The organism is Arthrobacter sp. LT660 (assembly GCF_056172845.1).
In genome coordinates, this window is sequence record NZ_CM149651.1 from 1,350,350 (window position 1) to 1,369,323 (window position 18,974).

Annotated in this window: 18 protein-coding genes; 6 read left to right on the forward strand and 12 right to left on the reverse strand. The window is 69.0% G+C overall.

Features of this window, described 5'->3' with window-relative positions:
* Nucleotides 1-9: 9 nt before the first annotated feature.
* Genes hemQ through hemE form a run of 3 tightly spaced genes read right to left on the reverse strand, consistent with a single transcriptional unit; the run spans nucleotide 10 to nucleotide 3,369 of the window.
* A complete protein-coding gene (hemQ, locus tag AC0QSG_RS06140) occupies nucleotides 10-717 on the reverse strand; it encodes a hydrogen peroxide-dependent heme synthase (protein WP_475376984.1) in 708 nt (235 codons plus the stop codon).
* 54 nt (nucleotides 718-771) lie between these two features.
* A complete protein-coding gene (locus AC0QSG_RS06145; protein WP_475376985.1) occupies nucleotides 772-2,277 on the reverse strand; it encodes a protoporphyrinogen/coproporphyrinogen oxidase in 1,506 nt (501 codons plus the stop codon).
* Between the two features lie 18 nt (nucleotides 2,278-2,295).
* Nucleotides 2,296-3,369 carry a uroporphyrinogen decarboxylase gene (hemE, locus tag AC0QSG_RS06150; RefSeq protein WP_475376986.1) on the reverse strand — a complete coding sequence of 358 codons (1,074 nt, stop codon included), beginning with the start codon at nucleotides 3,367-3,369 and terminating at the stop codon, nucleotides 2,296-2,298.
* A 137-nt stretch (nucleotides 3,370-3,506) separates the two neighbouring features.
* Here hemE and AC0QSG_RS06155 point away from each other — a divergent pair, with 137 nt between their 5' ends.
* On the forward strand, nucleotides 3,507-4,871 hold the full coding sequence (locus AC0QSG_RS06155; RefSeq protein ID WP_475376987.1) for a glutamyl-tRNA reductase: 1,365 nt from the start codon (nucleotides 3,507-3,509) through the stop codon (nucleotides 4,869-4,871).
* Nucleotides 4,872-4,967: 96 nt separating this feature from the next.
* On the opposite strand, the gene moeB is transcribed toward AC0QSG_RS06155, so the two are convergent.
* Nucleotides 4,968-6,149: a molybdopterin-synthase adenylyltransferase MoeB gene (gene moeB / locus AC0QSG_RS06160; protein ID WP_475376988.1), complete on the reverse strand. Its 1,182-nt coding sequence runs from the start codon at nucleotides 6,147-6,149 to the stop codon at nucleotides 4,968-4,970.
* Nucleotides 6,150-6,350: 201 nt separating this feature from the next.
* Here moeB and AC0QSG_RS06165 point away from each other — a divergent pair, with 201 nt between their 5' ends.
* Both AC0QSG_RS06165 and AC0QSG_RS06170 read left to right on the forward strand, forming a co-directional pair.
* Nucleotides 6,351-6,986 (forward strand): TetR/AcrR family transcriptional regulator, encoded by a 636-nt coding sequence (locus AC0QSG_RS06165; RefSeq protein WP_435726452.1) that lies wholly within the window; start codon nucleotides 6,351-6,353, stop codon nucleotides 6,984-6,986.
* 55 nt (nucleotides 6,987-7,041) lie between these two features.
* Entirely contained in the window at nucleotides 7,042-7,263 is a 222-nt protein-coding gene (locus tag AC0QSG_RS06170; RefSeq protein ID WP_475376989.1) for a DUF3107 domain-containing protein, read from the forward strand.
* A 118-nt stretch (nucleotides 7,264-7,381) separates the two neighbouring features.
* On the opposite strand, the gene AC0QSG_RS06175 is transcribed toward AC0QSG_RS06170, so the two are convergent.
* Nucleotides 7,382-8,065, reverse strand: a complete 684-nt coding sequence (locus tag AC0QSG_RS06175; protein WP_475376990.1) for a ferritin-like fold-containing protein — start codon at nucleotides 8,063-8,065, stop codon at nucleotides 7,382-7,384.
* 54 nt (nucleotides 8,066-8,119) lie between these two features.
* Between AC0QSG_RS06175 and AC0QSG_RS06180 the strand changes: the two genes are divergently transcribed.
* Nucleotides 8,120-9,607: an RNB domain-containing ribonuclease gene (locus tag AC0QSG_RS06180; RefSeq protein WP_475376991.1), complete on the forward strand. Its 1,488-nt coding sequence runs from the start codon at nucleotides 8,120-8,122 to the stop codon at nucleotides 9,605-9,607.
* Between the two features lie 54 nt (nucleotides 9,608-9,661).
* On the opposite strand, the gene AC0QSG_RS06185 is transcribed toward AC0QSG_RS06180, so the two are convergent.
* The 3 genes from AC0QSG_RS06185 to AC0QSG_RS06195 are packed head-to-tail and all read right to left on the reverse strand — an operon-like array spanning nucleotide 9,662 to nucleotide 11,965.
* The gene (locus tag AC0QSG_RS06185) at nucleotides 9,662-10,477 is read right to left on the reverse strand and encodes a thiazole synthase (protein WP_475376992.1); all 816 of its coding nucleotides are present in this window, start codon (nucleotides 10,475-10,477) and stop codon (nucleotides 9,662-9,664) included.
* Nucleotides 10,470-10,727 carry a sulfur carrier protein ThiS gene (gene thiS, locus AC0QSG_RS06190; RefSeq protein WP_475376993.1) on the reverse strand — a complete coding sequence of 86 codons (258 nt, stop codon included), beginning with the start codon at nucleotides 10,725-10,727 and terminating at the stop codon, nucleotides 10,470-10,472. Before thiS ends, AC0QSG_RS06185 begins: the two co-directional genes overlap by 8 nt.
* On the reverse strand, nucleotides 10,724-11,965 hold the full coding sequence (locus AC0QSG_RS06195) for an FAD-dependent oxidoreductase (RefSeq protein ID WP_475376994.1): 1,242 nt from the start codon (nucleotides 11,963-11,965) through the stop codon (nucleotides 10,724-10,726). Before AC0QSG_RS06195 ends, thiS begins: the two co-directional genes overlap by 4 nt.
* 440 nt (nucleotides 11,966-12,405) lie before the next feature.
* Between AC0QSG_RS06195 and AC0QSG_RS06200 the strand changes: the two genes are divergently transcribed.
* Both AC0QSG_RS06200 and AC0QSG_RS06205 read left to right on the forward strand, forming a co-directional pair.
* Nucleotides 12,406-14,073, forward strand: coding sequence for a DEAD/DEAH box helicase (locus AC0QSG_RS06200; protein ID WP_475377283.1), 1,668 nt, complete (start codon nucleotides 12,406-12,408; stop codon nucleotides 14,071-14,073).
* Between the two features lie 5 nt (nucleotides 14,074-14,078).
* On the forward strand, nucleotides 14,079-15,005 hold the full coding sequence (locus AC0QSG_RS06205; RefSeq protein WP_475376995.1) for a DNA-methyltransferase: 927 nt from the start codon (nucleotides 14,079-14,081) through the stop codon (nucleotides 15,003-15,005).
* Between the two features lie 9 nt (nucleotides 15,006-15,014).
* Here AC0QSG_RS06205 and AC0QSG_RS06210 read toward each other — a convergent pair whose 3' ends face one another.
* The 4 genes from AC0QSG_RS06210 to AC0QSG_RS06225 all read right to left on the reverse strand — a co-directional run bounded on the left by AC0QSG_RS06210 (nucleotide 15,015) and on the right by AC0QSG_RS06225 (nucleotide 18,939).
* Nucleotides 15,015-15,677: an AMP-binding protein gene (locus tag AC0QSG_RS06210; RefSeq protein WP_475376996.1), complete on the reverse strand. Its 663-nt coding sequence runs from the start codon at nucleotides 15,675-15,677 to the stop codon at nucleotides 15,015-15,017.
* A 198-nt stretch (nucleotides 15,678-15,875) separates the two neighbouring features.
* The gene (locus AC0QSG_RS06215; RefSeq protein WP_435726443.1) at nucleotides 15,876-16,007 is read right to left on the reverse strand and encodes a putative transporter small subunit; all 132 of its coding nucleotides are present in this window, start codon (nucleotides 16,005-16,007) and stop codon (nucleotides 15,876-15,878) included.
* Nucleotides 16,008-16,015: 8 nt separating this feature from the next.
* Nucleotides 16,016-17,692 (reverse strand): sodium:solute symporter family protein, encoded by a 1,677-nt coding sequence (locus AC0QSG_RS06220; RefSeq protein WP_475376997.1) that lies wholly within the window; start codon nucleotides 17,690-17,692, stop codon nucleotides 16,016-16,018.
* Between the two features lie 389 nt (nucleotides 17,693-18,081).
* Nucleotides 18,082-18,939: a PHP domain-containing protein gene (locus AC0QSG_RS06225; protein WP_435726441.1), complete on the reverse strand. Its 858-nt coding sequence runs from the start codon at nucleotides 18,937-18,939 to the stop codon at nucleotides 18,082-18,084.
* Between the last annotated feature and the right edge of the window lie 35 nt (nucleotides 18,940-18,974).

The window sequence follows — 18,974 nt, forward strand, 5'->3', positions numbered from 1 at the left end:
GCCGGCCGGTCACCGGAGCACCTCGGCGATCCCGGCGGTGTCGACGCGGCGGCCGGTGTAGAACGGGAGCTCGTCGCGCACGTGGAGGCGCGCCTCGGAGTACCGGAGGTGCCGCATCATGTCCACCAGGTCGATCAGTTCCGGCGCCTCGAGGCAGATCATCCACTCGAAGTCGTTCAGGGCGAACGAGGCGACCGTGTTGGCGAGGACCTGCGGGAACTGGCGGCCGAGCACGCCGTGGTCTCGAAGCATCTTTCCGCGGTCCTTGGGGTCCAGCAGGTACCAGTCGTAGGAGCGCACGAACGGGTAGACCGTCATCCACGTGCTCGGCTCCTTGCCGCGCGCGAACGCCGGCGAGTGGTCCTTGGCGAACTCGGCCTCGCGGTGCACGCCCATGGACGACCACGCGATGGACGTCTCGGCGAACAGGAAGCTGCGCCGGATCTTGCGCACGGCCTCCTGCAGGGTCTCGGCGGCGGGGCCGTGCAACCACACCATGACGTCGGCGTCGTCGCGCATGCCGGAGACGTCGTAGGCCCCGCGCATCGTCACGCCGTCCGCGGCGAGCTCGGCGACGAGCGCGTCGAAGGCCGCGACGCCCTCGGACCGGTCGAGGTCGGAGTCGCGCTTGAACACGGTCCAGAGGGTGAAGTGCAGCGTGTCGCCCTCGCGCTCGCGGTCGGCAAGCACGGGACTGCTGTAGGGGTTCTCGCTCATGGTGGCCTCTTTCTCTACGTGTTTCTCTGCGTGGGGCATGCTGTGTTCAGGGGGTCAGCTGGCGGTGATGCCGATGCGGGTGCGGGTGTCGGCGACGACGGCCGCGAGTCCGGTTCCGGAAAGCCACGCGCCGACGACGTCGATGCCGTCCAGGGGCGCGAGGTCCCGCCGGAACTCCTCCGCGCGGTCCCGGTGGCCCGTGGTCGCGAAGGGCAGCGCGCCGACGTAGCGGACCACGTCCCACCCGAGGACGTCGGTGTCCTGGAGGTCCACGCCCAGCAGCCGGCCGGCGTCGAGCACTGCCGTGTGGCGCAGCTCCCCGTCGGCTGCGTCGGAGATCCGCGACGTCGCCTCGGAGACGCGGCCGTAGGAAAGCCGGAGCACGTGCGTGCCGGGGCCCGCCTCCTCGCCGAGCCATCCCCACTTGGCGGACGCATGGGTGATGGCCTTCGCGCCGACGTTTGCGGCGCCCGGGGCGACCAGCATCCCGGTCCCGCGCGGAGCGTCGTCGAGTTCGGGCTTGTCCACGACCAGGGTGACCAGGGAGACGCCCGCGCCCGCTTCGGGACGGTGCCGCCCGAGTTCGGGACGCAGGCCCGCGAGCAGGTCGACGGCGGCCGGTCCCGTGGTGGCGACGACAACCCGGTCGGCGTCGACCGTGTGCGCCGCCGCGGCGCCGGGGCCGCGCACCGCGACGGCCCACGGGCGCGCGAACGGTGCGGGCCCCGCCGTCGTGCTTTCGATGCCCGTGGCGGACGTGCCCACGTGCAGGGTTGCGCCGCGCTCGCGCAGGTCCTGGACCAGCGCGGCCACGAGGCGGTGCATGCCCCCCTTCAACCCGGCGACGGCCGATCCCGCGGGCGCCGCGGCACGCATCGAGGACACCGCCCGGGCCAGCGAACCGTGCTTGACGACGGCGGCGCGCAACCCGGGGGCGACCGTGTCGACGTCGAGCGTGTCCGGGTCCGCGGAGTGGACCCCCGAGACGACCGGCGCCACCAGCGTGTCCAACACGGCCCGGCCCATGCGGGAGCGGACCAGTTCCCCGATGCTGAGCGGCCCCTGGGCCACGTGGCGCGAGACGGGCATGGCGAGGTCGGTCGTGGCCCGCAGCGCCGCCGCCGCACCGATGGCGCGTTTGACGTCGTCCGCCCCGGGGTCACCGGGGATGCCGAGGATGCCGGTCTGCGGCATCGGCAGGGCGGTGCCGCCGCGGCCGCCGTCCCGATCGAAGTACAACCAGGCGCCTCCGGGGCGCGGCACGGCGATGTCGCCGACGAGTCCGAGTTCGGCCATCAAGTCCGCGACGGCGGTGTTGCGGGTGGCGAAGGATTCCGCCCCGGCGTCGAGCAGGAGCCCGGCGACGGTATGGGGCGCGACGCAGCCGCCGAACGCGGGCGACGCCTCGAACACCTCCACCTCGTGCCCCGAGATCGCGAGTTCCCGCGCTGCCACCAGTCCGGCCACACCCCCGCCGACGACGACGGCCCGCACCGGAACGGGCACGGGCGCGCCCTGGTCGGCGGCGGGGTGTGTCTGGCGTGCGTTCCGGTGTGGCATCTCGGCTTCTCTTTCCTGCTAGGCCTTCGCGGTCGGGGCTACGGAGTGCACCAGTTCGACGACCCGTGTGAGGACGTCCGGGTCGGTTTCCGGCGGGACTCCGTGTCCCAGGTTCACCACGTGGCCGGGCGCGGACTCCCCCGCGGCAAGGACGCCGCGCACATGTTCCTCGAGGACCTCCCACGGCGCGGGAAGCAACGCGGGATCGATGTTGCCCTGCAGCGGGACCGTGCCGCCGAGCCGGCGGTTGGCCTCGTCCAGCGGGAGCCGGTAGTCGACGCCGACGACGTCCACGCCGACGTCGCGCATGGCGGGGAGAAGTTCGGAGGTGCCGGTCCCGAAATGGACCAGCGGTGCGCCCAGGTCGCGGACGTGGTCCAGGGCCCGGGACGACGACGACGCGACGTGCCGCTCGTAGTCGGCCAGTCCCAGGCTGCCGGCCCAGGAGTCGAAGAGCTGGCCGGCGCTGGCGCCGGCCTCCAGCTGGGCGCGGAGGAACTCGCCCGAAGCGTCGGCGGCCCATTCCGCGAGCGCCCGCCAGGTTTCAGGGTCGGCGTGCATCATGGTGCGCGGGCCCAAGTGGTCGCGCGACGGGCGGCCCTCCACCATGTACGCGGCCAGCGTGAACGGCGCACCGGCGAAGCCGATCAGCGGGGTGGACCCCAGCTGTTCCACCGTCAGCGCGACGGCCTCGCGAATCGGATCCAGGGCGGCGTCGTCGAGCCGCGGCAGGGCCGCCACGTCCGCGGCGGTCCGCACGGGCTTCGCGAGCACTGGCCCGACGCCCGGAACGATGTCCACCTCGACGCCGGCGAGCTTCAGGGGGATCACGATGTCGGAGAAGAAGATCGCGGCGTCGACGTCGTGGCGCCTCACGGGCTGCAGGGTGATCTCCGACGCCAGCTCGGGCCTCAGGCACGACTCCAGCATCGGAATCCCCTCGCGCAGCGAACGGTACTCCGGCAGGGATCGGCCCGCCTGGCGCATGAACCACACGGGACGGCGACTCGGCTCCCCGCCTCGGTAGGCGGTGATCAGGGGGGATCCGGCAGTTCGGCCATCCTTCAGCGGGTGGCTTGCGCTCAACGTCATGGTGATGATTCTGCCAAGGTGGTGTCGTAACCGCTAATCCCCCGCCGCGGAAAGGCCCGGAAGGTGGGATAAGACACGAACACATGCCGTAATCCGGCGGAGAATACCCCCTGCTCTGGCGGTAGGATGGATCCACTGTGGTTTACCTATCGCTCGTCGCCTCCCACTCGGACATCGACCTCGAGACCGTCGCCCGGCTGAGTGCCGCGGCCTCCGGGGTCGCCTCCGCCGTGCTCGATGGAACCACGCCCTTGTCCGGAGCGGTGGTCCTCTCCACGTGCAACCGCTACGAGGTCTATTGCGAGGCGACCTCCGACCAGGACGTCGAGGCCGCCCGGGCAGCCATCATTTCGCAGATCGCGGACGCCTCTGGCCTGGCCGAGCAACATGTCTCCGCGGCGCTGTCGACCAAGACGGGGCAGGACGCCGTCGACCACCTCTTCGCCGTGGGCGCCGGACTCGACTCGGCGGTGACGGGCGAACGCGAGATCGCGGGCCAGGTTCGCCGCGCGCTGATCGAGGCCCAGCAGGGCGGAACCGCTTCGGGCCCACTCGTGCGACTCTTCCAAACGGCGTCCCGCACCGCCAAGGACGTCGGCACACGGACCGCTTTGGGCGGTCGCGGCCTTTCCATCGTCTCGGTCGCCCTGGACCTGGCCACGGACATCGCCACGGATGCCAACTGGTCGTCCAAGTCGATCGTCGTGTTCGGAACCGGCGCCTACGCCGGCGCCACCATGGCACTGCTGAAGGAACGCGGCGCCACCGATATTTCGGTTTATTCCGCCTCCGGTCGAGCCGAATCGTTTGTCGCGACGCGCGGCGGCACGGCCCTGGACGAAGCTTCACTGGGCAGTGCCCTTGAGGCGGCCGACGTCCTGATCGGCTGCAGCGGCGGCGGGCAGCGAATCACCGCTTCCGATCTCGCTGGCCTCGAACGCGGCGACCGCCAGCTGGTTGCCATCGACCTGGCGCTGACCCGCGACTTCGACCAGTCCGTCGAAGAGCTGGAGAACGTCGACCTGATCACGCTCGAGTCGGTGCGGATGGCGGCTCCCGCCGAGCAGGCGCAGGCTTTGCGCGAGGCCCGGACGATTGTCAGTTCGGCCGCCGAGAGTTTCGTGAACGAACAGATGGAGCGGTCCGCGGACGCCGCCATCGTGGCACTGCGGCGCCACACCCAGCGCGTTCTGGAGACCGAGGTGGAGAAGGTCCGCGCCCAACACGGCTGCACCGCCGCAGCGGAGGAAGTCGAGTTCGCCATGCGTCGCATGATGCGCCAACTGCTGCACGCCCCCACCGTCCGCGCCCGCGAGCTCGCTTCCGAGGGTCGGCAGGCGGAGGTCGAGTCCGCACTGGAGACCCTCTTCGGCATCAGCATTGGCGGGCAGTCCGTCGGCCGGCGCGGCTCGGCCCATCCGGGGACTTCCGCGGCGACCGACGCCGACACCTGCCCGATTTCAGAGTCTGCCGCTGGCGGTTCCGTCCGCGACGCCGGCTAAGGGCGCCTGCACTCCTGAGTAGGCCGGTTCCCTCAGGACGAGGGGGCCGAGCACACCAACTCTGCGCACGCGGGCTTGTACGGCACACGGGCTTGCTCAGTAGACGGGCTTGCCGGGCTCCACGTCCTCAACCCAGGCCAGGATACCGCCGGCCAGATGCCTTGCGTCCGGGTAGCCGCGTTCGAGGAGATAAGCCAGCACTTCACCGGAACGGCCACCTGATTTGCAGTGCAGCACCAGCGGCACGTCGCGCGGAAGATCGATGTCGCCGCCGAGTATTTGGCCTCGGGGAGCCAGCTCGGCACCATCGATGGCCACGATGTCGGCCTCGCCCGGTTCCCGCACGTCGATGAGTCGGAAGTCGGACCGCCCCTCCGCCCTGGCGGCCAGCATGGCCTGGAGTTCCTTCGCCCCCACCGTGGGAAGCTCCGAATCGGCGCCCTGCGTCGGCATCCCGCAGAATGCGGGATAGTCGTCCAGCAGGGCCGCGGGCTGCACCGTCTCGGGATCGGGCTTCAGCCGGATCTCCTGCCACGTCATGGCGAGGGAATCCAGGATCAGTACCCGACCCAAAAGGGGGTCTCCCATACCGGTGACCAGTTTGATCGCCTCGGCCACCATGACGGATCCGATCTGTGCGCACAGCACGCCGAACACACCCCCCTCCGCACAGGAGGGGACGGTGCCGGCGGGCGGCGCCTCCGGATAGAGGTCGCGGTAGGTGGGGCCATGGCCGTTCCAGAAGACGCTGACTTGGCCGTCGAAACGCAGGATCGAGCCCCAGATGTAGGGGATCCCTACGATCGCCGCCGCGTCGTTGACCAGATAGCGTGTCGCGAAATTGTCCGTTCCATCCAGGACCAAGTCGTAGCCCGCAAAAATCTCCAGGGCGTTTCCGGCGTCGAGGCGTTCCTGGTGGAGGACTACGGACACATGCGGATTGAGGTCGTGAATCGAATCTCGTGCGGACTCGGCCTTGGACTTGCCGAGGTCGGAAACGCCGTGAATGACCTGCCGCTGGAGGTTCGACTCGTCGACCGTGTCGTCGTCCACGATCCCCAGCGTGCCGATGCCGGCTGCCGCAAAGTAGAGCAGGGCGGGCGAGCCAAGTCCACCGGCACCTACCACCAATATCCGTGCCTGCTTCAGGCGACGCTGTCCATCCATCCCCACCTCGGGAATGATGAGGTGCCTCGAGTAACGGCGTAGTTCCGCCGCGGTGAGTTCCGGTGCAAGGTCGACAAGCGGGACTCCGGGACCCCTACGTTCGGTTTCCATGCAACAACCCTAAGTCAGTAGTTCCCGTATGACCTCAAGCACGGCATTTTGCCCTGCTAGCCGCACACTGCGGCGCCTCGGTGACCCACTGTTACCGAGAGCTCGGGAAATACCGCGAAGTTAGGCTTTCTGGTGGGCATAACGAGTTTACCCGGGCATAGAATGACGTAACTCAGCCGGCCCTACGTTGGCTGCGGCTCCATGGAAAGGCAGGATGTGGACAGCACCCCGGATCGGGCGTCGAAGACCCAACGCATGCCCCGTGAGCAGCGCCGTCGACAGCTTCTGCGCGCAGCCCACCAGGTCTTCGTATCGAACGGCTACCACGGTGCCTCGATGGACGAGATCGCAGATGTTGCCATGGTGAGCAAACCGGTTCTCTATCAACACTTTCCGGGCAAGCGCGAACTGTACCTCGCGTTGCTCGAAGCGCATCTCGCGGACCTCACCGAACGCATGCTGGCGGCGATCTCTTCGACCACGGACAACAAGCTGCGCGTCCAGGCTACCATAAAGGCCTACTTCGAGTTCATCGCCCACGACAGCCAAGCGCACCGCATGGTCTTCGAATCCGACCTCATGAACGACCCGGAAGTCAGCAAGCGGCTCGAGGACTTCAACGCCCGGTTCGCATCGGCCATCGCCGACGTCATCGCGGAAGACACGAAGCTGCCGCGGGCACAGGCGCTCCTTCTCGGGCGGGGCATGTCTGGGATGGCGCAGGTGTCGGCGCGCTACTGGTTGGAGTTGGAGGACGACGTCAACCTGGACGACGCCTCGGAACTCGTCTCTCGTTTAGCTTGGCGCGGAATCGGTCGGTTTCCCAAGGAGTCCTGAAGTAGATTCGTAGCTGACAGCTTGAATATCGCCCCGCCAGAGAAGGAGCCGCCACATGGACGTGCGCATCGGAATCCAGAACGTCGCCCGTGAAGTCGTTGTCGAGTCCGCGGACTCTCCGGACAAGGTCTCGGAGCAGGTGACCAAGGCACTTCACGCCGGAGACGAGTTGCAGTTGACCGACGTGAAGGGGCGTGTGGTGATCATTCCCGCCGCTTCCATCGGCTATGTCGAGATCGGCGCCGACGAACCGCGCCGCGTGGGCTTCGCCCACTAGTCACTGTAGGGTGGTCCGCCGAGTCGCTCACCGCCGACAAACGAAAGCTGCCCGAACCAGCGCCCCACACGGGGCGGCCTGTCGGGCAGCTTTTGATTAAGGTGTTCGGCGCCGGCGGCTAGGCCGTCAACCCCAGATCGCTCATCCGCCGGGAATGGTTTTCCACGAGCTTGGCGAAAAGCCGATTGATCCCCGCCTCGCGTTCCTCACCCTCCGAGAGGGACAGCAGGTTCCGCCAGAAGTCGTGTTCGTCTCCTATTCGACGCGCCTGGGTCAGGGCCTCCCCGACGAGTCTCCGTCCCCAGAGGGCCAGTCTCGAAGCCAGCCGCGGGTCCTCCGAAAGCGCACCATGGAGCCTCTCGCGCAACCACTTCGTCTGCGTGTCCGTGGACTGTACCTCCGCCACCAGCACCCTGGCCTCGTCGTCGAGGGACATGGCGATGGCTTGGTAGAAATCTCCGGACACGGAGTCGATGACATACGCCTTCATCAGGGACTCGAACCAGTCCGCGGGCCGCGTACGGTCATGCAGGGCATCAATTGACGCGACGAACGGTTCCATGGACCGCTCAAGATCCTGGCCACGTGATTCGACGTATTCGCGGACCAACTCGTGGTGCCCGAATTCCGCGACGGCAAGCTGCGCGAGCGCGTGTCGATCGGCGAGCGTCGGGGAAAAGCGGGCGTCCGAGGAGAGTCGTTCGAAGGCCGTTAATTCGCGGTAGGCCATGAGCCCATAGAGGGCCGCGTCGAAACGCTCGCGGGTGGCCTCGTCCAGTGCGGTCAGGGGCTTCTCGGTCATGGCCCAACCCTACCTTCCGGGCGCATCTGTGCCGTGTGTGGGTAGGCTGTGGCTGTGGCGTACCAGCAGATGAATCTCAGCACCAGTGCCCGCAACACCGTCCTCGCGGCTGCGATGTCCGCGCTCGAGGATGAACTCGGTTTGCCCGGCGGTTTCCCGCCGGAGGTGACCGCGGAGGCGGTGCGCGTCGTCGAGGAATACGCACTGCCCGACGAGGACATGACGCACATCGGCTTCGTCACCATCGACCCGCCGACCTCGACCGACCTCGACCAGGCGGTGCACATCGAACGCGAGGGCGACGGGTACACGGTGCGCTACGCCATCGCCGATGTCCCCACCTTCGTCCCCGAAGACGGTGACCTCGACGCCGAGACGCGCCGCCGCGGACAAACCCTCTACCTGCCGCATCGCCGCATCGCCCTCCACCCGGAGGTCATCAGCGAGGACGCCGGGAGCCTGCTACCGGGCCAGCGCCGCGGCGCCTACGTCTGGACCTTTTCGCTCGATGCGGATGGCAACGTGGTGCAGACGTCCTTGGTCAGGGCCGCGGTCGAGAGCCGGGAGAAGCTCGCTTACTCGGAGGTACAGGAATCCATCGACGCCGGAACCGCGAGCCACTCCCTGTCGCTTTTGTGCGAGGTGGGTCTGAAACGCATCGATCTGGAGCACCAGCGCGGCGGGGCGAGCCTGCGTCTGCCGGAACAGGACGTCGAGGTCGACTACGGCGGCTACCGCCTGACCGCTCGGGCGCCGCTTCCCGTTGAGGACTGGAATGCGCAGATTTCCCTGATGACCGGGATGGAAGCCGCCCGGATCATGCTCGACGGCGGTGTCGGCATCCTGCGCACCATGCCGGCACCGGAAACAGGCAGCGAGAAGATCTTCCGGCGCCAGGCGGCCGCCCTTGGATCCGAGTGGGCGGATGGGGTGCACTACGGAGACTTCCTGCGCAGCTTGGACGTCTCGGACCCACGGCAGATGGCCGTGATGCACGCGGCCACGTCCCTGTTCCGCGGCGCGGGATACACGGCCTTCGACGGCGAAGCTCCCGCCGAGACGGATCAGGCGGCCATCGCCGCGCCCTACGCCCACACGACCGCTCCCCTTCGCCGGCTGGTCGATCGGTTCGTCCTGGTTGTCTGCGAACACCTGGTGCGCGGGGCCGACGTTCCGCCCGGGATCCGCGCGACGCTCCCGCTGCTACCGGATTTGATGAACGCCTCCAACAGGACCGCCGGCCAGGCGGAACGCGAGGCCCTCAACGCGGTCGAGGCCGCCCTGTTGCACGGGCGCATCGGCGAAAGATTCGACGCCGTGACCGTCACCGGACCGGCACCTCACCAATCGGGCAAGACCCCCGCGAATGGCAAGGCCCCCTCGGGGACGCTTCTGGTGGCGGAACCGGCCATCACCGCCCGATACGAGGGAGACGCCCCCGCCGGCGAGCACGTGGTCGCCGAACTCGTGGAGGCAGACGTCGAAAGCCGATCCGTCGTTTTCCGCATCGTCCCCGGCCTGTCGCAAACGGCCACGGCGTAGCCCCCCCATTCGCCAAGTCGAACGGGGAACGGCCTCCCACGGATTCCGGACCAGCTAGCCGAAGTCGCCGCGGCCCTCCAGCGACGACGACGCCTGGGCCAGCCGCCGCTTGGGGATTCGACCCGCCCCGCGTGCCAGCCGCCCGGCCACCACCGCGTGGCGGAACGCCGCGGCCATCCGTGCGGGATCCTGCGCTCGGGTCACCGCGGTGGCCAGCAACACGGCGTCGCAGCCGAGCTCCATGGCCAGCGCGGCGTCAGACGCAGTGCCCACGCCGGCGTCGAGCACCACCGGCACGTTCGCGCGGGAGGCGATGAACTCGATGTTGTGGGGATTCAGGATGCCGAGTCCGGTGCCGATCGGTGCGCCCAGCGGCATGACGGCGGCGCAGCCGACGTCCTCCAAACGCAGGGCGGTGGCCGGGTCGTCGTTGGTGTACGCGAACACCGTGAAGCCGCGCGCCACCAGCCGTTCGGCCGCGTCCAGGAGCTCGACGGCGTCCGGTAGGAGGGTCTCGTCGTCGGCCACGACCTCCAACTTGATCCAGTTCGTATCCAGCGCCTCGCGCGCAAGCTCGGCGGTGAGGATGGCCTCTCCGGCGGTGTGGCATCCGGCGGTGTTCGGGAGCACCCTGATGCCGAGGCGGAGCAGCATCGAATAGATGGATTCCCCGGCGGCGGCCTGGTGCCGGCGCATCGCCACCGTGGTGAGCTCCGTTCCCGATGCGACGAGCGCGTCCTCGAGCACCACCTGGCTCGGCGCGCCTCCCGTGCCGGTGATGAGCCGCGAACCCAGCCCCACGCCGTCGATCGTCAGGGCGTCGGTGTCCGGGGCGGCGGGTGTGGTGACCCCGGTGACCGCGCTATCCACCCTGCACCGCCGAAAGCAGTTCTGCGCGGTCGCCCGCGGCCAGCGGCGTCGATCCCCACATGGACCGCGGCACCACGGTGCCGTTGAGCGCCACCGCGAGGCCCAGCTTTCCGCCGTCCTCTGGATGCCCGTCGGGCAGCAGGGCGCGCCCGGTGTGCCTGGCCACGAGAACGAGGACGTTTTCGGGGGCATCCGTAACCGGCGAACCGTTGACGGTGACGGGTGCGGGTGCGGGTCGGGTGGTAGTCACGAGAACCTCCAAGGGTCGAATGGTGCGGGGTCGAATGGTGCGGGGTCAAAAGCGGCGGGGCGGGTTGGCCCAGGGCCTGACGGCCCGACGCCGGAGCCTCCCGGCGGGTCCTCGGCGCGTTGCCCACCCACGAGTTCCGCGACGACGGCCGCCGCCTGCGGACTCAGGAGAACGCCGTGGCGGTGGAAGCCGGTGGCGACCACCAGTCCGGGAGCGGCCCGGCCCAGCAGCGGCAGGTTGTCCGGCGTCCCGGGGCGCGCGCGGGCAATGGATTCCACGAGGTCGAACTCCCCGAGGACCGGAACCAACCGGAGCGCGTCGCGGAGGAGTCGCTGGACTCCCCCGGCGCTGACCGCCGCCCGGCCGTCCTCCCGCTCGGTGGCGCCGACGACCACCTCGCCGGAGTCGCGGGGGACGACGTACACGCCGTGGCCTCCCACCAGCCCGCGGATCGTCGTGCCGGCCAATCGGGGACCGCCGTGGGGCGTGCCCAGCCGCAGCACGTCGCCGTACACGGGGCGCACCGGCAGGCGCAGCGTCGTCGGCAGGCCCTCCAGCAACGGTCCGGCCCACGTTCCGTTCGCTTCCGCGCCCGGGGCCGCTCCGCGCCCCGCGCCGCGCAGGCCCAGTCCGGCGGCCAGGACGATTTCGTCGCAGGCGAGCCGACCGCCGTCGTACTCCACGGCCGGATTGGCTCCGGCCACGCAGCGCAGCGCCGTGCCGGACAGAAACCGCGCGCCCGGTGATCGCGCCAGCGCCTCGCGCAGGGCAGCCGCCGTGCGCCGGGGATCCGTCTGGCCGTCCGACTGCGCCACAAACGCGCCAGCGAGCCGCGGGGAAAGCATGGGTTCGGCCGTGCGGGCACCGCGCACGGTGAGTTCCTCGACGTCCATCCCGGCCGCCGACTGTGCCCGCCGAAGGTCCGCCAGCGTCTCGCGGTCGGCGGAATCGGCCGCCACGGCGATTGTCCCGCGGGCCACGAAGCCGGGCTCCACCCCGGAGGCGTCGGACAACTCGGCCGCCCATCCCGGCCAACGCCGCGCCGCGGGTACGGACAGGTTCAGGAGATCGAGCTCCTGGTAATGGAATTCGCTAACGGCCGCCAGCATCCCGGCGGCGGCGCGGGTGGCGCCCGACGCCGGCGCGGGGTCGAGGACGACCACCTCGGCGCCGCGGCGGGTCAACTCCCAGGCGATCGACAATCCGATGATTCCCGCACCGACAACTACGCAGCGCATCGCGGCGTTCCCTCCCTCCGCCGGCATGATCCGGATCAGGTTAAGCGGTCGGCACCGGTGCCGGAGTGTGCCCGGCAGTGCCCTCTCAGCCCGTTGGCGGGCTCCCGTGGTTCCCCACCAGTCTAGGCGCGGCGGGGCCGGCTACCGTCACTGCCCCGGGGTTTTGCCGCGGCGCGCTAGACTGGGTCGCGTAGACAAGGATGCCCGGTCGTACCCATACGCATTTTCTTGGCAGCGATTCCCAGCGAACCTGCACCCCGGCGCGAACACCGCGCTTGCAAGCCCGCGATCGGCTCCGCTGGATGCGCCGCTTTCGCGGTGGACTCCGTCCCGCCCACAACGGCGGTGCACGTCGAGCACGCCCGTGGCCGGTGCCTTAAAGAACTGAGAACCAATTGAGCAATGAACAGCATTTGACGGCCGACGGCGGCGCCGAGGAGATGGAGGTCGAGGAAGTACTCGCGACCGACGAGGTCCCCCACGAGATCCCCGAGCAGACGTTCGCCGACTTCGGAGTCCGCCAGGACATCGTGGACTCGCTCGCCGCCGCTGGGATCCTGCATCCCTTCCCCATCCAGTCCATGACCCTGCCGATCGCCCTCGGCGGCCACGACATCATAGGCCAGGCCAAGACGGGCACCGGCAAGACGTTCGGCTTCGGCATCCCCGCGCTGCAGCGCGTGGTGGGTCCGGACGACGCCGGCTACGACCAGCTCCCGGTTCCGGGCGCCCCGCAGGCACTCATCGTCGCCCCGACGCGCGAACTCGCCGTGCAGGTCGCCGCGGACATCGCCAAGGCATCCACGCAGCGCAACGCGCGCATCGCAACGATCTACGGCGGCCGCGCGTACGAGCCGCAGATCGAGCAGCTGCAGTCCGGCGTCGAGATCGTCGTCGGCACCCCGGGGCGCCTGATCGACCTGTTCAAGCAGAAGCACCTGAACCTGAAGAACGTGCGCGTCGTGGTGCTGGACGAGGCCGACGAGATGTTGGACCTCGGGTTCCTGCCCGACGTCGAGACCCTGCTGGGCGCGACGCCGTCGGTCCGTCAGACAATGCTCTTCTCCGCCACGATGCCCGGCCCGGTCGTCGCCATGGCCCGCCGCTACATGAGCCACCCCACGCACATCCGCGCCGCGGATCCCGAGGACGACGGCATCACCAAGAAGGACATCCGCCAGGTCATCTACCGGGCTCACCAGTTGGACAAGGACGAGGTCGTCTCCCGCATCCTGCAGTCCGAGGGCCGCGGACGCACGATCATCTTCACCAAGACCAAGCGGTCGGCCGCCAAGCTCAGCGAGGAACTGATGGACCGCGGCTTCGCCGCCGGTTCCATCCACGGAGACCTCGGGCAGGGCGCGCGCGAGCAGGCCCTGCGCGCGTTCCGCAACAACAAGGTCGACGTACTCGTCGCCACCGACGTGGCCGCCCGCGGCATCGACGTCGACGACGTCACCCACGTCATCAACCTGCAGTGCCCCGAGGACGAGAAGACCTACCTCCACCGCGTGGGCCGCACCGGCCGCGCGGGAAACAAGGGCACCGCCGTCACGTTCGTGGACTGGGAGGACGTCCCGCGCTGGGGTCTGATCAACAAGGCGCTCGGCCTCGACCAGCCCGAGCCGGTGGAGACCTACTCGTCCTCGCCGCACCTGTACGAGGATCTGCACATTCCCGCCGGGACCAAGGGCCGCCTGCCGCGCAACAAGCGCGTGCTCGAGGGACTGTCCGGCGAGAAGCTCGAGGATCTCGGGGAGACCGGCAAGAAGCCGGCGGTCCGGGGCGACCGCGACGCCCGGGGAGGACGCGGGGACCGCGACTCACGCGGGGACCGCGGTGGACGTGGTCGCGAGGGCCGCGGAGACCGCGCCGAGCGCGGATCCGGTGGCCGCCACGGACACAGCCACGGCCGCGCGGACCGCCCGAACAAGGAGGCGACCGGCGAAGGCCGCGGCCGCCGCGCCGAAGACGCGGATGCGGTCCGAGCCACCGGCCCCGCCGTCGAAGTCAACCCCGCGTCCGATGCCGTCGAGCCGACGCGCCGGCGTCGTTCGCGCACGCGCCGCCGCAACGGCGAGGCCGTGGACCGCACCGAGTCCGAATAGCGGGAATGGATCCCCACCGCGTCGACACCGGAGGCCCCGACCACACGGTCGGGGCTTTCGCCCGCGAGCCCGGCGCGACCGTCTGGACGCCCGACGGCCCCGACCTCGTGGTCCATGCCGAGAACGCCGACTACCTGCCCGCCCTGCCCGACGGCGCGTTCACGCTCATCTATGTGGACCCGCCGTTCAACACCGGCCGCAAGCAGAGCCGGCAGCAGACGAAGATGGTGCGGGCCGAGCCGGGCACCGGCGACAGGCTCGGGTTCAAGGGTGCCAGCTACTCCACCGTGCGCGGGGCACTGAGCAGCTACGACGACGCGTTCGCGGACTACTGGTCGTTCCTGGAGCCGCGGCTGCGCGAGGCCTGGAGGCTGCTGGCCGACGACGGCACCCTGTACGTGCACCTGGACTACCGCGAGGTGCACTACGCCAAGGTCATGCTCGACGCGATCTTCGGTCGGGACTCGTTCCTGAACGAGATCGTCTGGGCCTACGACTACGGCGCGCGGGCGAAGAGCCGCTGGCCCGCCAAGCACGACAACATCCTCGTCTACGTCAAGGACCCGGCAGCCTACCACTTCGACTCCGCCGAGGTGGACCGGGAGCCCTACATGGCCCCCGGGCTGGTGACCCCCGAAAAAGTAGCCCGCGGGAAACTGCCCACGGACGTCTGGTGGCACACGATCGTCTCCCCCACCGGCAAGGAAAAGACCGGCTATCCGACGCAGAAGCCCGAGGGCATCCTGCGCCGGATCGTCGCAGCCAGCAGCCGCCCCGGCGACTGGGTCCTGGACTTCTTCGCCGGGTCCGGCACCACCGGCGCCGTTGCCTCGGCACTGGGCCGGCGGTTCGTGTGCGTCGACGCCAACGCCGAGGCGATCGAGGTCATGCGGAAACGGATTCCACGCGCGGCCGTCGTCGGCGCCGAATAGTCCGCCGCTCTACCGCATCCGCGCGCAGCACGTGCTTTTGGACCTTGCCCGTTGACGTCCGCGGCAACGCGTCCGACAAGTGCTCTTCATCCGGGACCCCGCTGCTGATGACGATGTCCTTGGCCCGGTCGCGAACCTGTAGGTAGCCGTCGGGGTGCATGACCCCAGGTCGCCGGTGTGGAACCAGCCGCCGGCGAAAGCGCGCGCCGTCGCCTCCGGGTCCTTGAAATAACCGATCATGACGTTGTTTCCGCGCAGGACGATCTCCCCCATGGTGCGTCCGTCCGCCGGTACGTCGCGCATCTCCCCGTCGGCCGGTGCGTCCCAACCGTCCTGCCGCTCGCAGACCTCGGCGTGCCCCAGGATGTCCTCCAACTCGCGGCGGGAGAGGCGCGTGTTCAGCGCCAGGAGCACGCCGCCAGCCAGCGGCACCGCGTAGTGTGCCACCAGGAGTTCAGGAATGTTCGGGGCAAGATAGGCAACCGTGTCCCCCGTGTCGATCCGCGCGGCCAACGCCTTCGCGGTGCGCTGGACCTCCTCTGCGAACCTCCGGTAGGTCCACGTCAGGCTTCCGTGAATGACCGCGGGCTTGTCCGGGTAGACCTCCGCCGAACGCTGGAGGAAGGGCAAGGGGGTCAGCTCGCTGTGGTTGGCGGCCTGCTCGATGTTCATGGTCCTCCATCCTCGACGGCGTCCCTGGGAGGCAATGTGTCCCTGCGCACCCTACGGTACGTAGTACCAAGCAAATGAGACGGAGTTCATCGAGGCCTGGGGGCGAAATGTCGCTTGCCGGGCCCGGACGGACGCGGCTGCCGGGCGATGCCGGGACGGACGCGGTGTCACCCGGCCCGCCCGGCAACCGCCTGCGCGCTAGATCAGGTTTCGACCGTCGCGGCGGGCCTGGGCCCATTCCCGGAAGAAGGCCCGGGCAATCACGAACAGCGTGCCCGCCACGACGACCGGCCAGATAAGGACGTACAGGGTCAAGAAAAACGTTTCCACGGGTCTCCCTACTTGGTGGTTGCCGGCGCGCCGACGGTGGCGGCTTCCGGGGTGTCGAAGTTGCCGACCGTGTCCTTGATCGAGTCGAAGTCGAACTCGCGCTTGGACCGGACCGACATGAAGTAGCAGACCAGCGTGGAGACGGCGTACGCCACCAACGAGCCGCTCAGCACGGCGTACTCGTGCAGCGTGCCGAACGCGAACGGAGCCGCGACGGCGGCCGACGCCGCTCCCGCGATCCGGGCGATCCGGGTGCCGAAGAACCCGAAGGCCATCAGCCCGATCACCACGCCGATGCCCACGATGGACAGGACGTCGACCGCGTAGCCGACGACGCCGTCCATCGTGATCCAGCCGAACCGAACCGGCAGGAACACGACCATCGCGGCGAGGACGCCTACGGTGAAGGCCGCGTTCGTGACCTTGTTCCAGTAGAAACTGGCCAGCACCGGGAAGACGAGGCAGCCCCAGAGCGCGCCGACGAAGACCAGCAGGTCCAGGATGTTCATCTGCCCGCTGGCGAAGTACAACGCGGTGCCGGTCGCGAGGACCATGGTGAGGCGGCCCACCATCAGCATCGTCTTCGGGTTGGCGTTGGCCTTGCCCTTGGCCTGTCCGTAGAGGTCTGCCATCGCGATCGAAGACAGGGCCGCCAGGTCGGAGTCCGCCGTGGAGGACAGCGCGCCGATGATCATGACGAAGAACAGGCACAGCAGGACGGGGCCGAGGTAGGTGGCCGCCATCTGCGGGATCAGGTTGTTCGTGTCGCCGTTGAGCGGTTCGACGCCCAGGTACAGCGCCATGACGCCGAGCATCCCGACGCCGATGATGGTGGCTCCGTAGCCGATGGTCGCGGTGACGAACGTGGGCTTGATCAGGTCCTCGCGGACGGAGAAGAGCCGCTGCGCGATGGTCTGGTTGCCGATCGCGTAGGCCAGCACGGCCGCGATATACGGCGCGCCCTGGTTCATGAAGGCCTCGGAGGAGAAGAAGTTGCCCTGCTGCGGTGTGAGGTTGGCCGCACCGGCCTCGAACATCGCGGAACCGCCGGCGGCGAAGAACACCACGGGGATGATGATGACCACCGCGCCGAGCATCGCCATGACCTGGGCGAAATCGGTGAGCACGGACGCTCGGAAACCGGACCAGAGCGTGTAGAGAAGCACACCGGCCGCGATGGCGAGAATGCCCTGCTGGAAGCTGAACGGCGACAGCAGCGCGACCAGCGCGCCGCCCGCGATGAGGTTGGAGGTCAGACTGATGACGGAGCCGAGGATGTTGGAGCCGGCCAGCATCAGCTGGCTGGAACGGCCGTGGCGCGCGTACATGACCTCGGCAAGCGTGTGCGCCTTCGGCGCCACCTGGCGGATCCGCTTGCCGAACGGGTAGATGAACAGGATCATCAACGCGCCCCAGAGCCCGTAGTGGACCGGGCCGGAAATGCCGTACGTGTATCCCGAGGTCGCCGACGCGTACATCGATGCGGCCCAGATCCAGGTTGCGGTCATGCTGGCCGCGGAGATGCCGAAGCCGATCTTGTTTCCCGCGGTCATGTAGCCGTCGGCGTTTTCCTTCTTCTTGCCGATCACCACGCTCATCACGAACGTGCCTCCGTAGAACACCACCAGCAGGGCGATGATGATCCAGCCGGACATCAGCGCTGGGCTGTTGCCATCCGGTGACATAATTCTCCTCTCAAGTGGGGGAAGCCACCGGCAACACTCCCCCGTGCGAGCGCGCCGGCCTGTCAGGGCTCGACTACCTGGCCGCCGTGAGGGCGAACCGCATCCGGTGTGGGACGCATTAAAGGCGCGCTTTCCACCCGGCACGTACACCGGACCAATCGGGCCGCGCACAGCGCGGCAAGCACGTGGAACCCGCGGTCCGCGGGCCTAGTCCACGTCTAGGGCAGAGGCTGTCTTGCAACCTGCAGTGGAAGCCGATGTTGGCCTGGATCCACTCGGAACCGGGCTCTACGAGTAGTTGCTCAGGGCAACACCGAACACTTGATACTAACAGGAATCGGGGGGGCGCTCCCCTGAGGGCCCCCTGGTGAGGCGTCGCAGGCCACCCGCTAAAGGCCGGAGACGCCAATCGGCATCGAGCCCGTGCCGGCCTCGAGGATCCTCGCAAGCATCTGTGGCGTCGTGCCGTTTTCCCCCAGCCTGTTGGGCTTTCCGGTGCCGTGGTAGTCACTGGATCCCGTGACGATCAGGTCGTGTCGCGCGGCCAGCGAACGCAGGAACGCCCTCCCATCCTCGGGGTTGTCCCGGTGGTCGATCTCCACGCCCATCAGCCCCGCGGCGATCAGGTCGTCGAAGACGGACTCGTCGACCACGCGGCCGCGCGCCGAGGCGACCGGGTGGGCGAACACCGGTACTCCACCGGCGTCGCGGACCAGCCGCACGGCCGTGACCGGATCCACCGCGTAGTGCCCCACGTAGTAACGCGAATGGGAGGTCAACACGGTGGCGAAGGCCTCGGAACGATCCGCCGCGACGCCGGCCGCGACGAGCGCATCGGCGATGTGCGGGCGCCCGATCGTGGCTCCGGGCGCCCGATGGCGGTTGACCAGGTCCCAGTCCACCGGGAAGTCCTCCGACAACAGCGCGACCATGCGACGGGCGCGGTGCAGGCGGGCGTCGCGAGCCTTGTCGATCTCCTCCGCGAGACCCGCGTGTTCCGGATCGTGCAGGTAGCTGAGCAGGTGGACGCTCACGCCCTCGCGGGTCTTGCACGAGACCTCCATGCCCGGAACCAGACCCATCCCGAGGCGGGCGGCCTCCTCGGCCGCCTCGGCCCAGCCGCTGGTCTGGTCGTGGTCGGTCAGCGCCACCACATCGACGCCGGCGGCGGCCGCCGCCGCCATGACGCCGGCCGGCGGTTCCGTGCCGTCCGAGACATTCGAATGCGTGTGGAGGTCGATCAGCATGGCCCAAGCCTAGCCGGGCGCCTTGGTGGATGAGA

Coding starts and splice junctions, on each gene's coding strand:
- hemQ (WP_475376984.1), bottom strand. CDS start 717: ATGAGCGAGAACCCCTACAGCAGTCCCGTGCTTGCCGACCGCGAGCGC.
- AC0QSG_RS06145 (WP_475376985.1), bottom strand. CDS start 2,277: ATGCCACACCGGAACGCACGCCAGACACACCCCGCCGCCGACCAGGGC.
- hemE (WP_475376986.1), bottom strand. CDS start 3,369: ATGACGTTGAGCGCAAGCCACCCGCTGAAGGATGGCCGAACTGCCGGA.
- moeB (WP_475376988.1), bottom strand. CDS start 6,149: ATGGAAACCGAACGTAGGGGTCCCGGAGTCCCGCTTGTCGACCTTGCA.
- AC0QSG_RS06165 (WP_435726452.1), top strand. CDS start 6,351: ATGGAAAGGCAGGATGTGGACAGCACCCCGGATCGGGCGTCGAAGACC.
- AC0QSG_RS06170 (WP_475376989.1), top strand. CDS start 7,042: ATGGACGTGCGCATCGGAATCCAGAACGTCGCCCGTGAAGTCGTTGTC.
- AC0QSG_RS06175 (WP_475376990.1), bottom strand. CDS start 8,065: ATGACCGAGAAGCCCCTGACCGCACTGGACGAGGCCACCCGCGAGCGT.
- AC0QSG_RS06195 (WP_475376994.1), bottom strand. CDS start 11,965: ATGCGCTGCGTAGTTGTCGGTGCGGGAATCATCGGATTGTCGATCGCC.
- AC0QSG_RS06200 (WP_475377283.1), top strand. CDS start 12,406: ATGGAGGTCGAGGAAGTACTCGCGACCGACGAGGTCCCCCACGAGATC.
- AC0QSG_RS06205 (WP_475376995.1), top strand. CDS start 14,079: ATGGATCCCCACCGCGTCGACACCGGAGGCCCCGACCACACGGTCGGG.
- AC0QSG_RS06210 (WP_475376996.1), bottom strand. CDS start 15,677: ATGAACATCGAGCAGGCCGCCAACCACAGCGAGCTGACCCCCTTGCCC.
- AC0QSG_RS06220 (WP_475376997.1), bottom strand. CDS start 17,692: ATGTCACCGGATGGCAACAGCCCAGCGCTGATGTCCGGCTGGATCATC.
- AC0QSG_RS06225 (WP_435726441.1), bottom strand. CDS start 18,939: ATGCTGATCGACCTCCACACGCATTCGAATGTCTCGGACGGCACGGAA.